At 67.2% G+C, this 12,427-nt stretch carries 9 protein-coding genes, 1 tRNA gene and 1 pseudogene; 5 read left to right on the forward strand and 6 right to left on the reverse strand.

Annotated elements, in window-relative coordinates; genetic code table 11:
* The first annotated feature begins 24 nt into the window (after nucleotides 1–24).
* Nucleotides 25–831, forward strand: coding sequence for a hypothetical protein (locus GobsT_RS40185; RefSeq protein WP_010036064.1), 807 nt, complete (start codon nucleotides 25–27; stop codon nucleotides 829–831).
* Between the two features lie 43 nt (nucleotides 832–874).
* Nucleotides 875–2,380 (forward strand): hypothetical protein, encoded by a 1,506-nt coding sequence (locus tag GobsT_RS33460; RefSeq protein WP_010036063.1) that lies wholly within the window; start codon nucleotides 875–877, stop codon nucleotides 2,378–2,380.
* Between the two features lie 13 nt (nucleotides 2,381–2,393).
* Here GobsT_RS33460 and GobsT_RS33465 read toward each other — a convergent pair whose 3' ends face one another.
* The gene (locus tag GobsT_RS33465) at nucleotides 2,394–3,662 is read right to left on the reverse strand and encodes an MFS transporter (RefSeq protein WP_010036061.1); all 1,269 of its coding nucleotides are present in this window, start codon (nucleotides 3,660–3,662) and stop codon (nucleotides 2,394–2,396) included.
* A 461-nt stretch (nucleotides 3,663–4,123) separates the two neighbouring features.
* Between GobsT_RS33465 and GobsT_RS33470 the strand changes: the two genes are divergently transcribed.
* Nucleotides 4,124–4,546: a hypothetical protein gene (locus GobsT_RS33470; RefSeq protein WP_050790224.1), complete on the forward strand. Its 423-nt coding sequence runs from the start codon at nucleotides 4,124–4,126 to the stop codon at nucleotides 4,544–4,546.
* 24 nt (nucleotides 4,547–4,570) lie between these two features.
* On the opposite strand, the gene GobsT_RS33475 is transcribed toward GobsT_RS33470, so the two are convergent.
* From GobsT_RS33475 to GobsT_RS33490, 4 genes are all read right to left on the reverse strand, one after another.
* A complete protein-coding gene (locus GobsT_RS33475) occupies nucleotides 4,571–6,415 on the reverse strand; it encodes a hypothetical protein (protein WP_010036059.1) in 1,845 nt (614 codons plus the stop codon).
* Between the two features lie 114 nt (nucleotides 6,416–6,529).
* Nucleotides 6,530–6,616: transfer RNA gene (locus tag GobsT_RS33480), tRNA-Ser, on the reverse strand.
* Nucleotides 6,617–6,732: 116 nt separating this feature from the next.
* Complete coding sequence (locus GobsT_RS40680) at nucleotides 6,733–6,855, reverse strand: hypothetical protein (RefSeq protein WP_010036058.1); 123 nt, start codon at nucleotides 6,853–6,855, stop codon at nucleotides 6,733–6,735.
* Nucleotides 6,856–6,940: 85 nt separating this feature from the next.
* Nucleotides 6,941–9,193: an alpha/beta fold hydrolase gene (locus tag GobsT_RS33490; RefSeq protein WP_010036057.1), complete on the reverse strand. Its 2,253-nt coding sequence runs from the start codon at nucleotides 9,191–9,193 to the stop codon at nucleotides 6,941–6,943.
* 348 nt (nucleotides 9,194–9,541) lie between these two features.
* On the opposite strand from GobsT_RS33490, the gene GobsT_RS33495 reads away from it, so the two are divergent.
* Both GobsT_RS33495 and GobsT_RS33500 read left to right on the forward strand, forming a co-directional pair.
* Nucleotides 9,542–10,564, forward strand: coding sequence for a DUF1559 domain-containing protein (locus tag GobsT_RS33495; protein ID WP_010036056.1), 1,023 nt, complete (start codon nucleotides 9,542–9,544; stop codon nucleotides 10,562–10,564).
* 83 nt (nucleotides 10,565–10,647) lie between these two features.
* Nucleotides 10,648–11,082 carry a hypothetical protein gene (locus GobsT_RS33500; RefSeq protein ID WP_010036054.1) on the forward strand — a complete coding sequence of 145 codons (435 nt, stop codon included), beginning with the start codon at nucleotides 10,648–10,650 and terminating at the stop codon, nucleotides 11,080–11,082.
* A 183-nt stretch (nucleotides 11,083–11,265) separates the two neighbouring features.
* Here the strand turns inward: GobsT_RS33500 and GobsT_RS33505 are convergent.
* A pseudogene (locus tag GobsT_RS33505) lies at nucleotides 11,266–12,325 on the reverse strand (IS66 family transposase).
* Nucleotides 12,326–12,427 lie beyond the last annotated feature (102 nt).

Consider the following 12,427-nt stretch of genomic DNA (forward strand, 5'->3'; position numbering starts at 1 on the left):
CGCCCGCCGGAGCGAGAGGGACGAATGACCGAGGCCGACTGGTGGGCGACATCGTACCCCGACAAACTGCTGAACTGGCTCTTTTACACCGCGCAGGCGTCCGAGCGCAAGTTCCGGCTGTTCTCGCTCGCGTGCTGCCGCCAGGTGGGCGACCTGCTCGCCGACAGCGCGTTCCCGCAACTCCTGGTTTTGATGGAGGTTCTGGCCGACGACCCGGTTGACGCGGCGAAGATCGAGCGGCTCCGGCGTGCCGGCCGGGACAACCTGTACTCGGTCAGTTCCGCCCACCGGACCCCGAAGTGGCACGCGCGGAACGCCGCGCTGTGCGGAACCGGTGCGCTGTGGGAGGGCCGCGGGTGGCAGTCGCGGCCGGCGTACTGGGAATACGTGTACCAGAATTCGGAAGGCGGCTGGCTGCTCGGCCCGTTCCCGCACGTCGTCTCGGAGGCCGTGTTCTGCGCTCACCCGCGGAGCGAACAGGCCGAAGCGCTGGCGCACCAGTTGCGAGTGATCCGCGACCTGTTCGGGCCGCTCCCGTTCCGGGACATAACCGTACCCCAGGCGTGGCTCACGTCCGACGTGCTGGCGCTGGCCCGCGGCATCTACGACGAGCACGCGTTCGAGCGGATGCCGATTCTGGCCGACGCGCTCCAGGAAGCGGGCTGCGACAACGACGACATCCTGGACCACTGCCGCCACGAGCCGTTCTTCGTCGGCGGTGACGCGCCCAAGCACCGCTCGGCCGCGTCCGGCCACGTGCGCGGGTGCTGGGTCATCGACCTTCTATTGCGCCGCCCGTGGCGATCCGCCCGTCCGCACCCGCGGAGGTGAGCTGGTAGAATGCTCCCGAACCCTCTGGGAACAGGAGCAACCCATGCCGACGCCGCTCGCGGGATACACTCCGTACAAGAACCTGCCCCCACTCGCCGGGCTTTGTACCGTTGAAGAAGCGGCCAAGCCCGGGTTGTCGGTGGAGGAGTGCGTTCGGCGGCTGAAGCGGTTCCACTACTGTTTTAAGCGACTGCATCAGATCCTGACGGCCCGCATCACCGCGGAGCCGATCTACGAACTCAAAACCGGTTTCGCTCACCACGCCTACCTCTGCGCCGAACACGTCACCGCGCTGCGCACGCGCATCGGCGAGATGCGCGAACCGCCACTGGGACTCGAAGACGTGCCGCACCCGGCACTGGAAGTCTTCTTCGATGAGATCCTGTGCGCGCCAACGACGGAGGAGTTGGTGAGTGGGCACGGGGCGGCGGTGTACGCGCTCTGGAACGCCATCGCACAATATGAGGCGGACACCAACCCGCTCACGGACGCCCCGTCTCGCCGCCTGCTTCGCTTTGCTCGGATCGAAGTTGACGACATGATGAATTGGGGCAGTCTGGCCCTCAATGGAATTGCAGATCCCGAGAACGAAGCACAGCGCCTGGAGTGGTGCCGTTACCTCGGTCGGCTGCTCGAAGCGGCAGGCGGCCTCGACGGTTCACAAGAACCCACCCCCCAGCCCCCTCCCCGCAGGGAGGGGGAACAAGAAGGAGCACCGACTTACTCTCCCTCCCTGCGGGGAGGGGGCTGGGGGGCAGGGCCGCCGCGCCGTTATTCCGCAACACCCTACCAGTACGACCCGGTCCCGAAGCGCGATGAGCGGTTCACCGATCCGTGGAACCAGGGCGTGAACGCGGAAGCGTTCCTCTACAACGAGGCGTACCCGGCCCGCGCCAAGGCGCTGATGATGCTCTACAAGCGCCTGCGCGAGATCGATGTGCCCGAGATGATGGCGAGCATCATCGCCCAGACGCCGGGCAAGCCGTGGGGGTACTACCGCGACATGTCGCGCCAGTTGTGGGACGAGGCCCGGCACGCGATGATGGGCGAAGTCGGGTTCGTCGCGCTCGGCGTCGACTGGACGAAGGCCAAGATCACGTTCAACTGGTCGCACCGGCTCAACACCGAATGCACCCCGATGGAGCGGCACGGGGTGCTGTACTTCATCGAGCAGGGGCTGATGCCGCGCACCGGCAAGCGGTACGAGTTCGAGGTGGGACAGGCGTCCGGGCTGCCGCTCATCGCCACCATTCAGGACTTCGACTGGGCGGACGAGGTGCTGCACTCGCAGATCGGCCGGTCGTGGTACGTGCCGCAGTTCGGTAGCCTACGCGAGGCGCTCGACTACGGCGACGCGGCGTGGTCGAAGGTGCTGAGCAACTGGGCCACCGTAAAGGAACAGGGACTGACGCAGCACGAAAACTGGTGGCCCGCGGTGTACCGCATGGCGTGCGCCGCGGACGGCACGGAGCCGGACCCGCAGGCGCTCGCGTTCGCCGAAACCTACGAGGCGAAGCGCGCCGACCTCCAGCGGATCGCCGCGGAGTAGCTGCGTTCGCTGCTCAAGAGACAGGTTCGGGAGAATTCCTGCGCGCCAGCGCCATCCCAGCGAGCAGCAAGAACACCGCGCCGATTCCCGCGGCCATGCCGAACAGTACCGGGCCGACGCCCGCCACCGTGATCGCATGCCCCGCGAGCAGGTGCCCGATCGGGGCGCTGCCGCTCAGCGTCATGGCCCAGACCGCCATGACTCGGCCCCGCACCTCGTCCGGCACCGCGAGTTGGAGCGTTGACTGCGCGGTGGAAAGGAACAGGATCATCCCGAACCCGACCGCCGCGCAACACCCGCACGCGAGCCCGATTACCTGGGCGAAACCCAAGCCCGCCATGCCCGCGGCGCACGCCGCCGCGCCCGTGATCAGGAACGCGCCGCGCCGAGATACGCTGCCGAACGTCGCGGTGGCGAGCGCCGCCCCCAGCGCCCCCGCCCCGAGCGAACTCAGCAGTAAGCTGTATGCCTCCTCCTTCAGCCCAAGCTGGAGTCGGGTGTACGCGGGCAGGACGGTAATCACCGGCCACCCGAACGCGCTGAGCGCGAACGTGAACAGCACCACCGCGCCGAGCGCCGGGTGCTCGCGCAGGTAGAGGACGCCGGCGAGAGGCGAAGCCGCCGGCTTCTCGTGCCGCCGCGGCTCCGGAATGCGCCGCAGCGCCCGCAACACCGCCAGGAAGCTCAGCGCGTTCAGCGCGAAGCACGTGGTCGCGCCGATCGTGACACCGCTCGCCCCTTCGGGTAAATGCGGCGCGACCTTGCCCGCCGCAACGAACAGAAACCCCGCGATCGCAGGCCCGATCGCGCGGGCGGAGTTGAACACCAGCGAGTTCAGCCCCACCGCGTTGATCAGGTCTTCTTTGGGCACGAGGTCCGGGACGAACGCCAAACGGGCAGGGAAATCGACCGCCTGGATCACCCCGTTGAACCCGATCAGCGCCAGCACGAGGTACGGCGTAGCCACCCCGGTCCCGACCAGCACGGTAAGAACGACCGCGTTCACCAGGAACGCGGTCTGCGTGAAGAGTACGAGCGTGCGCTTCGGATAGCGGTCGGCGAGCGCACCGCCCCACGCACCGAACGCGAGGGTCGGACCGACCTGGGCCACCAGCAGCCACGACGGCCAGCGCGGGTCGCCGGTGCGGTCGTACATGAGCCACATGAGCGCCGCGGACTGCATCCACGTGCCGACGAACGACACGATCTGCCCCGCGAAGTAGCGGCGGTAGTTGCGGTGCCGCAGCGAGCGGAACGTGGTGTCCCGGAGCGTCGCCAGCATTCGTCGTCCGGTGCGCGAAAGGGCCATCGGGGTTGGTTTACGGAAGTGCGGGCCGCGCGTTGCGCCTGGAACTGGTCGCGCGGCTCGACGCGGTCACGAACGCCGTGACTCAAACCAGTTTCCCGGCGGGCGGCAGACGGTCTCGCACCGGCGTGTGCTCACCTTGCGAGGCAATCCGCGGGTCACCTGACGGCTTTTAACGGGGCGCGCCCGGGCCGTCGCGGTATCCTGAACGCACACAACCGCTACAGGAGTGCCTCCCGATGTCCGAACCGATAGACCGCCGCACGTTCGCGGCGCTGACCGCGACCGTCGTGCTCGGTCGCGAAGCCCTGAGCGCCGACACACCGGCGGAGGTGGCGCCGCTGCCGCACGCCAAGGCCACCGAGGCGCCCTTCACCCGCGACTACCCCAAGCCGGGGTTTAACCCGGCGTGGCGCCGGCCGCAAATCAACAAACTCATGGTGCAGGACTTCGTCATCTTCGCGCACACCGACATCGCGATGGTGAAGAAGCTCCTCGACCGCGAGCCCGCGCTGGCGAACGCGTTCATGGACTGGGGCGGGGGCGACTGGGAGAGCGGGCTCGGCGCCGCGGCGCACATGGGCAACCGCGAGATGGTCGCGCTGCTCCTCGAGCGCGGCGCTCGGATGGACATCTTCTGCGCCACGATGATGGGGCAGCTCGAGGCGGTGAAGGCGTTCCTCACGCTCCAGCCGAAGCTGATCGACGCGAAGGGGCCGCACGGGTTCAGCCTGCACTTCCACGCGCAGCTCGCCGGTCCCGATGCGGACAGGATGGTGGATTACCTGCAATCGGTGAAGAAGATCGAGCTGAAGCCCAACCCGTTCCTGAACATGAAAAAGGGCGGGGACAAAAAGTAACGCCCGCGTTCGCCCGGGCGGCGGTCACTCGCTCGGGATCGGCCAGACGTACCCGAGCCGGTGGACCACCTTCCGCACCGCCGCAAGGTCGCTCTCGCGGACGATCAACCGGTCCCCGGCGACGAAACACTTCCCTTTCAGTTGCCGGTCGTTCGCCAGTTCGGCCGCCACGTGCGCGCTCGCGCACGCGATGATCCGGGCCGGGCCGTCGTCCCGGATCTGCTCGGCCTTATGCTGCAAATCGGCCAGGAACGTTTCCACGGTCGCGGGCACCGGTTCCGCCGACCGCGTCGCCAGGAACTCGCGCAGCTCCTCGATCCGGCCGCCCTGTTCGACCACGCTCACGATCTTCGCCGCCGACAGCTTCCACACCGCCGGCGAGGTCGAGTCGGCGAACCGCTCCAGCGTCAGCCGATCGGCGGCCGACGGTGTATGGGTGGCGACCACGTCCAGGTTCGCCAGCACGCGGACGGCGTCCGTCTTCTGCGGGGCCGCGGGCTGGTACGCCTTCACTTGGCCGAGCACCCACGCCCCGAGCGGGTTGATGCGCACGTACAGCAGGCCGTCGTAGCGGCTGAAACAGGACAGGTCGTCCGCGCCCCACCGCCCCCAGAAGTCCCCGCGCGCCCCTTGGGGCGGCACGTAAGCCACGTCGAGCAGCCCGACGGTGGCGGCGTACTCGAACAGGAGGGCCAGCACGAACCGCCCCTGAAGTTGCTCCCAGGAGTGCTCGTCGTCGTACCCCAGGCTGCCGTACTCCGCGTCGGTGATGTACAATTTCCAGGCGTCCCGCTCCCCGACGAGCGAGAACCCGCGCTCGGTCGCGCGCATGAAGCGCCAGAGGTCGTCGATCGCGAACCACGCGTCGGGCTGGCAGTCCTTGAGCACCGCGAACACGGCCTTCCGGCGGGTCGCTGCCGCGGTCAGGCTCGCGCGCCCCTGCCCCTTGACGGCCTCGACCCGCGCGAACTCGTCGAACAGCCGGTTCTTCTCCCACGCGGCCCACACCTTACCCAGCACCTCGGACGGTTCGCGGTTCAGAGCCGTCCGGCCGGCGGGTGTGAGCTTCAGGACGCCGCTGCGCTTCTCGGCGAGCCCCGCGGCCTGCACCAGCATGGGCCAGGCGAACGCCTTGATCGCGAGGTCCGCGGCCGGGTCGTGGTCGAACTCGTCCTCATCCTCGGCCGTGTAAAAGTCGCCGCCGGTCAGCACCCCCGCGACCACTTTGAGGCTCGATTCGGTCGGGTGCTGCTTCTTGTCGGTCACCCGGACCTTGCCGGCGTCGATCAGCCGGAGAACGGCGAACAGATCCGCCTCCGCCTCGCGGGCCGTCTCCCGCACCCGGACCGGAACCGTTTCGTCCGGCCCCTTTTGGTCCCAACTCGCTTGAGGGAGGGTGTGTTCGGCCGGCGGTTCCGTGCGTGTCGGGATCCGGAACGGGTCCGGCGGCGGGAGAAACCGGAGGAGCGGCCGGACGTCGGTCGGCAGGTGCTCGTAGTCGGGGAAGAACAGGACGAGGTGCGTCGGGGTCTCGCGGCGGTCCCAGTACGAGTGCGGGTTGTTCGACGGCTGAAACCAGTCCGGCTCGCGACCGTGTGCGGCAACGAACCGGGTGCGGGAGTAGCGCCCGTCGGGGGCGTGGGCGGCTTCGCGGACGGCGAGCTGCGCGAGCGGTTCGAGCCGGTCGTAGAGGGCACGTAGGCGGGCGGGCGTCGTCATCGCCCCGGCCACCGCCGCGACCAACTCTCCCTTCCTCTTGGGCGGATCGGAGCCGAGAAGCCTCACCAATGGTCGGAGGTGTTCGGTGGTCAGGCGGTCGAACGCCTGCTCCGCGGTCAGCGCTTCGCGCTCCTGTCCGGCCCGTGCCATACCGGCCTCGCGTTCGGTTCGTTGCGGAGGGGAGGTTCGGTCGACCTGTCAGTTACTGAAGGCGGGCTCACAACACTAAAAAACAAGAGCCCGCAACTGCGGGCTCTTTTCGAGCGGAGAGGGAGGGATTCGAACCCTCGGTACGGTTTCCCGTACACAGCATTTCCAGTGCTGCACAATCGACCACTCTGCCACCTCTCCAGGTGGGATGAACCTACGGACGCCCGACGGCGCTAGAAGGTTCACCCGCTTTCAGCATAGGAGACGCGCCGGACGGTGACAACTCGCGAGCCGCCGTTCGCGGTTTTCGGCCCCGTCTATCCCTTTCCGAGCACCAGATCCACCACCCAGCACCCGCGCACGTGTGCGGCGTTCGGGTCGCGGCAGTGTTGCAGAACGTCGGCGGAGTCGCACCCGGCGTCCTGACGGGCGTTCGCCAAGATCGGGAGCGCAGAGAAGTCTCGCGACTCGTAACCCTGTCGGGCAATCGCGACTGCGGTGGCGGTGCGCCCGCGGCCTTCTTCTTCATTTCGGCGCGCCGAGGTGTGTTGCAAAGAACACCGCGGCACGCCCCCACAGCCGTTCCGTCACCACCGGGTCCGAGGTGTACATGTGCGTCACCCCGGGCAGCGGGAGCGAGTCGAAGTTCTTGCCGGCGCGGAACAGCGCGTCCGACAGCTTCAACGAGTGCCGGTAGTACACGTTGTCGTCGGCCGTTCCGTGGACCAGGAGGAGCGGGCGCGTCAGGCCCTTCGCGAGCGGCAGCAGGCTCGCCTCGTCGTAGGCCTTTTGAGCCTCTGGCAGGAGACCCATGTACCGCTCGGTGTAGTGCGTGTCGTAGTCCTCCCAGTCGGTCACCGGGGCGCCCGCGACCGCGGCCTTGAACACATCGGGGCGCCGCAACACCCCGTTGGCCGCCATGTACCCGCCGAACGACCAGCCCACAATTCCCACGCGGTCCCCGTCGAGTTCGGGGTGCTTCTCGCACAGCAGCCGGAGCCCCTTCACCTGATCGTCGAGCGGGACGGTTCCGAACTTCTGGTACACGGCGCGCTCCCACTCGCGGCCCCGGCCCGGCGTGCCGCGGTTGTCCACCGCGACCACCACGAACCCCTGATTCGCGAGCCACTGCGGGACCAGCCAGTTCCGCATCGCCTGAACGACGTGCAGGTGCCGCGGCCCGCCGTACACGTCGAGGATCACCGGGTACTTCTTCTTCGGGTCGAAGTCGTGCGGGCGCACGACCGCGGTCCAGAAGTCGCCCAGCTTCGCGATCGTCACGTTCAGCTTGAGGTCGGGTTCCACGGCGACCGACGGCAACTCGCCCAGTTTGGCACCCGACGGATCGGCGATGCGGACGGTCGAGGTGGGCATTCGAGTGAGCGTCGTCGACGTGAACACGCCGATGGCGTGGTTCTTCGAGAACACGGCCGTGTGCTGGCCGGGGGCACTCGTCAGGTGCTCGAACGTGCGGTCCCGGTCGATTCCGACCCGGCAGACGTGGGCCTGAGTCGGGTCGGCCGAATCGACGATGTACGCGTGCTTGTTTGCCGAGTCGAGCGACAGGAACTGGTTGAATCGGGTCAGCGTGTAGTGCCGAAATCGCCCGTCGGGCAGGTGTTCGGTCATGTTGAGGATGTGGTTTCCGGCACCGGGCAGCTTCGGTAAAGTGTTCCTGTCGCACTGATCGGACCCGTAGAGGACGACCGAGTTCCCGTTGAACTCGGTCGAACGCGGGAGGAGCGGGACCAGTTCCTGCCAGGGCAGTTCGGGCGCCCCGAGGTCGTGGCAAACGCCGTACGTTTTTCCCGTGTCGGGGTCGTACCGCTGGAGGCCCCACTCTTTCTGGTTGCGGCTTTGCAACTGGTAAACCAACCCGGCCTTTCCCCAATCGACCCGGGCCAAGTATTCATACCGGTGCATCTCCATCCACACCGTTTCACCCCCCGCGACCGGCACCACACCGAGCCGCACGGCCACGTTCTTCTTGCCGGGACGCGGATAGAACTGTTCGAGCGGCTTCGCGTTCGGCTTGAACGGGTCCGCGACGAACCACGTTTCGACCCCGGCGTGGTCGGCTTCTTCGTAGGCGATGTACTTGGAGTCCGGGGACCACCAGTACCCGGTGAACCGGCCCATCTCTTCCTGCGCCACGAACTCCGCCAGCCCGTGCGTCTTTTGCACCGTGCCGCCCGTCGTGATTGCGGTTTCGGTGTTAGTCGCGAGGTCGATTACGTACACGTCGAACCCGCGGACGTATGCCACCTTTTTCCCGTCCGGGGACCACTTGGGGTCCACAACGGCCCCGCCGGCCCCGGTCTTCAGCTCGGTCACTTTCCGGGTGGCGCGGTCGTACACGAACAGCCGTCCGGAGAGCGGCAGGAGAATGTTGTTGCCGGCTGCGTCGAAGTGGAAGTCGGCGAAGCCGCCGGCCGTGAGCCGCATCCGCTCGCGCCGCGCCTTCTCCTCGGGCGTGAGGTTCTCGTCACCGCTCCCGAGCAGCGCCTGAGGCGACAGCAACTCCTTCGTCTGGCCGGTGGCCACGTCGAACTCGAACAGCTTGAGCGCCGGCTTGTCCGCGTCGGCGCGGAGAAACAGAACCGTCTTACCGTCGGGGGCCACCTTCGGGTTCTGCGGGCGACCGAGCATGAACCGGCGCGTCTCCGCGAATCGCTTGAGAAACGAGGTGTCCACAGGTTTTCTCGGGGTCGGATCGGCGGCGCGCGCGTGCGCCCCCAGCGCGAGGGCTGCGGCGAGCGCGGAAAGGGTGAGCTTCATGCGGCCCAGGATACCACACCCAGTCGTTTCAGGCTTCAAGTTCCAGGTTCCAAGTGGGAACCGACTCGGCCCAAGTTCCGGACCATACGTGGAACGTGGAACGTGGAACTAGAAACCTGGAACGTGAAACGACTTACACCGCCAAGTATGCGTGAACCGAACGCCGGATCGGGACGCACGGGCTCGGGCGGGTGGGGGTGCCAGTTCTTCGGCCTTGCCCCCTGATCGGTGAATGCCTAATTCTACCATCGCCCTCTTGCGACTCCGTCTCAACTTGCTCAGCCTGCTAAGCTACTGGCGGCGTCCCCGCCCTCGCAATGCGGCTCGCACCCTCTGTGGAGGTTTGTCATGCGAACCGCCGTCCGCCGGGCTTTTACCCTGATTGAGCTGCTGGTGGTGATCGCAATTATTGCGATCCTCATCGGCCTCCTGCTACCCGCCGTGCAAAAGGTGCGCGAGGCCGCCGCCCGCATGAGCTGCCAGAACAACCTCAAACAGCTCGGGCTTGCGTGTCACAACTTCGAGGGTACGAACGGCGGCTTTCCGGCCCGGCGGCTGACGAACTCCCCTACCCTCGGCCCGAGCGGCGCGACCGTGCGTCCGATCGGCGGGTGGGGGCTGCTGCTGCTGCCGTACATCGAGCAAAACGCCGTCGCGTCGAAGATGAACCCGGCTTACGACTTCTACGACCCGATTAACGCCCCCTACGTCTCCGCCCCGATCAAGACGTTTATGTGCCCGTCCGTTCCCTTCACGCGCACGGTCGCGGTGAGCGCCCGGGCCACGGACGTGTCCGCGAACCCCGACAAGAGCACGACGTTCACGGCAGCGGCCGGGTCGAACGACTACATGATGTCGAACGGGTTCAGCATGCCCACCACCGGATACGGCACGGGGTGGAATCAGGACGTCGGGTCCAACCGCCACCAGCCGGTGGACGATAACATTTACGTCAAGTTCAGCCAGACGACCGACGGCCTCTCGAACACCGCCGTGATCTTTGAACAGGCCGGGCGCCCGCAGAAGTGGCAGCTCGGAAAGAAGTACGGCGACGAAACCGCACCGGCCTCGAACAGCACCCGCGGAACGTGGGCCGGGTACGGATCGATCTCCATCTACACCTACAACCCGAGCAGCCTCGACGCGAACGGGCTGATGACTCAGCACTCGGGCAACACTCCTGCCGCGGGCGACCTGCTCTCTTGCACCATCAACTGCGACAACCAGCAGGGCGTGTACTCGTTCCACAGCGGCGGGGCGGTGCTGCTGCTCGGCGACGGTGCGGTACGGTTCGTCTCCGCCGGTATCAGCGGGCGCACCCTCGGCCAGCTCTTGATCCGCGACGATGGTGAAGCCGTCGGCAACTACTAAACCGCGGCCCGCGACGAAGGGCTGCGGAGCGGCGGTCCTTCGTCGCGTAAACACTTCTCAGCACGTCGGCGAGGGCCATTCGGATGACGACGCACGTACCGGTGGGAATACTCCTCGGAAGCCTGCTTGCGGTGGCGGTCGGGTGTGGACCGGCCGGCCCGCCGCCGCTTCCGAAAATGACACCGGTGCATGGGACGGTGTTGTACCAGAACAAGCCGGCCGCCCGGGTGCAGGTGGTGTTCCATCCGTTGTTCGATGTCGGGCCGCGGAAGTTCGCCCCGTCCGCGGTGACGGACGGCGCCGGCCGGTTCCAACTCGGGTCCGCGAGCACCAGCGACGGGGCGCCGGTCGGTGAGTACGCTGTGACGTTCGCCCTCTACGACACGTCGAAGAACCCGGACGAAGGCGATATTAAAGTGGACCGCTGGAAAGGCAAGTACAGCGACCCGGCCAAGAGTACGTTCAAAGTGCAGATCCGTGACGGGGACAACGCGCTTCCGCCGTTCAAGCTCGATTGAGTGTCCCGCGCACACGGGGGGGGCGGCGTGCCAGCGCGCCGCGCGGGCCGAATATCGGCGCGGTAGCGATCCACGCGAACGGCCGGACCGGAACTCATACCAAATCCGGTTGAAGAGTAAGAGGGTGTACGGCAAATCCGAATTATCCTAAAGGTAAGCGTTCACGGGTGATGCGGCAGTGTATCAACAGTTGGCGAGGAGCGGATTCACAACGTTCTGTTGTTGAGCTTCAGCTGGAACAAGCGTCGGTACCTTCGCGCCGGTCCGGTGCGCGGTCACGGCGTCGGTGAGGAACTCCAGGACATGGCGGTTCTGCCGGCGACACGAGGCGATGACCGTGAGGACCCGCTCTACGAACCGGCTCCCGCGTTCGCTGTCGGTTCCGAAGCTGGTCTTCCGCCAGCACACGGCGTGACGCACCTCACGCTCGGCCGCGTTGTTGGTCGGTTCCACGCCCACCACCCGCGCGAACGTCCACAGCGACGCCTCGACCGCCAACAACTCCGCGCAGGTGGCGGCCGTCTCGGCGCAGCCGCACGCCGCCCCGCTCCGCAGGTGCGTGCCGACCTGACGACGCAACGCGGGGATGTAGGTCGAGCGACATGTGGACCGCGCGAGGGCTCCGTCCCGCACCCGATACCAGTTCTCGAACAGGGCGTCCAAACACGCCAGCAGAGCCGCGCCGATCGCCTGTCCGGAACCGCTCCGGTCGATCATCGCCTGGAAATCGCGTCGCAGGTGCGCCCAACACACTTGCCGCTTGTGCGGGCGCAAGTGGGTGTACACCGGATACCGGTCGGTCGTGTGCACCTGGGTCGAACCGGCCCGGAGGTCGTCCAAGGCGGCTCGGCCACGGGTCCGGCGGATCAGGAACGCCACCACCAGCGTGGTCACGGCGTCAGCGGGCGCGCCCCCCCCCGGCACGTGGACGGCTGGAGGGCCCGGATCTCATCGGGCGGCAGAACGGTGCGTTCCGCTTTGGGGTGTCCCGGTTGGCCCCGCGACGCGTGCCCGAGGCCCCCTTGGGCGGGGCCGGGTTCACGTGCGGGGCGTCGGACGACGGGTGCTTCGACGAGTTGGTCGAGTTCTGGTTGAGACGGGCGGTCAGTTCGGCGACCTGGGCCGTGAGCCCGCGGACCTGGTCCGTGAGCTGGGCAATCGTGGCTTCGAGTGCCCGGATATACGCCACCACGTGAGGCGGCAGGTCGTCTGGGAGGTCCGGCGGTTGAGGAACAGGTGTCATGGCGTTAGCTCGGTCACAGGACACACTCGCCAGTGGCAACCGCCCACGGAAAGGGCTCAAAAGGCACGGGAAAACGCGGGGCAAATCCCCCGTGAACGCTTA

This window comes from Gemmata obscuriglobus, assembly GCF_008065095.1.
In the GTDB taxonomy this organism is placed as follows: Bacteria; Planctomycetota; Planctomycetia; order Gemmatales; family Gemmataceae; genus Gemmata; species Gemmata obscuriglobus.

Bases quoted from the DNA above. Each gene is read 5' to 3' on its own strand.
- GobsT_RS33465 (WP_010036061.1), bottom strand. From the start codon at position 3,662: ATGCTGGCGACGCTCCGGGACACCACGTTCCGCTCGCTGCGGCACCGC.
- GobsT_RS33470 (WP_050790224.1), top strand. From the start codon at position 4,124: ATGGTGCAGGACTTCGTCATCTTCGCGCACACCGACATCGCGATGGTG.
- GobsT_RS33500 (WP_010036054.1), top strand. From the start codon at position 10,648: ATGACGACGCACGTACCGGTGGGAATACTCCTCGGAAGCCTGCTTGCG.
- GobsT_RS33495 (WP_010036056.1), top strand. From the start codon at position 9,542: ATGCGAACCGCCGTCCGCCGGGCTTTTACCCTGATTGAGCTGCTGGTG.
- GobsT_RS33460 (WP_010036063.1), top strand. From the start codon at position 875: ATGCCGACGCCGCTCGCGGGATACACTCCGTACAAGAACCTGCCCCCA.
- GobsT_RS33490 (WP_010036057.1), bottom strand. From the start codon at position 9,193: ATGAAGCTCACCCTTTCCGCGCTCGCCGCAGCCCTCGCGCTGGGGGCG.
- GobsT_RS33475 (WP_010036059.1), bottom strand. From the start codon at position 6,415: ATGGCACGGGCCGGACAGGAGCGCGAAGCGCTGACCGCGGAGCAGGCG.
- GobsT_RS40185 (WP_010036064.1), top strand. From the start codon at position 25: ATGACCGAGGCCGACTGGTGGGCGACATCGTACCCCGACAAACTGCTG.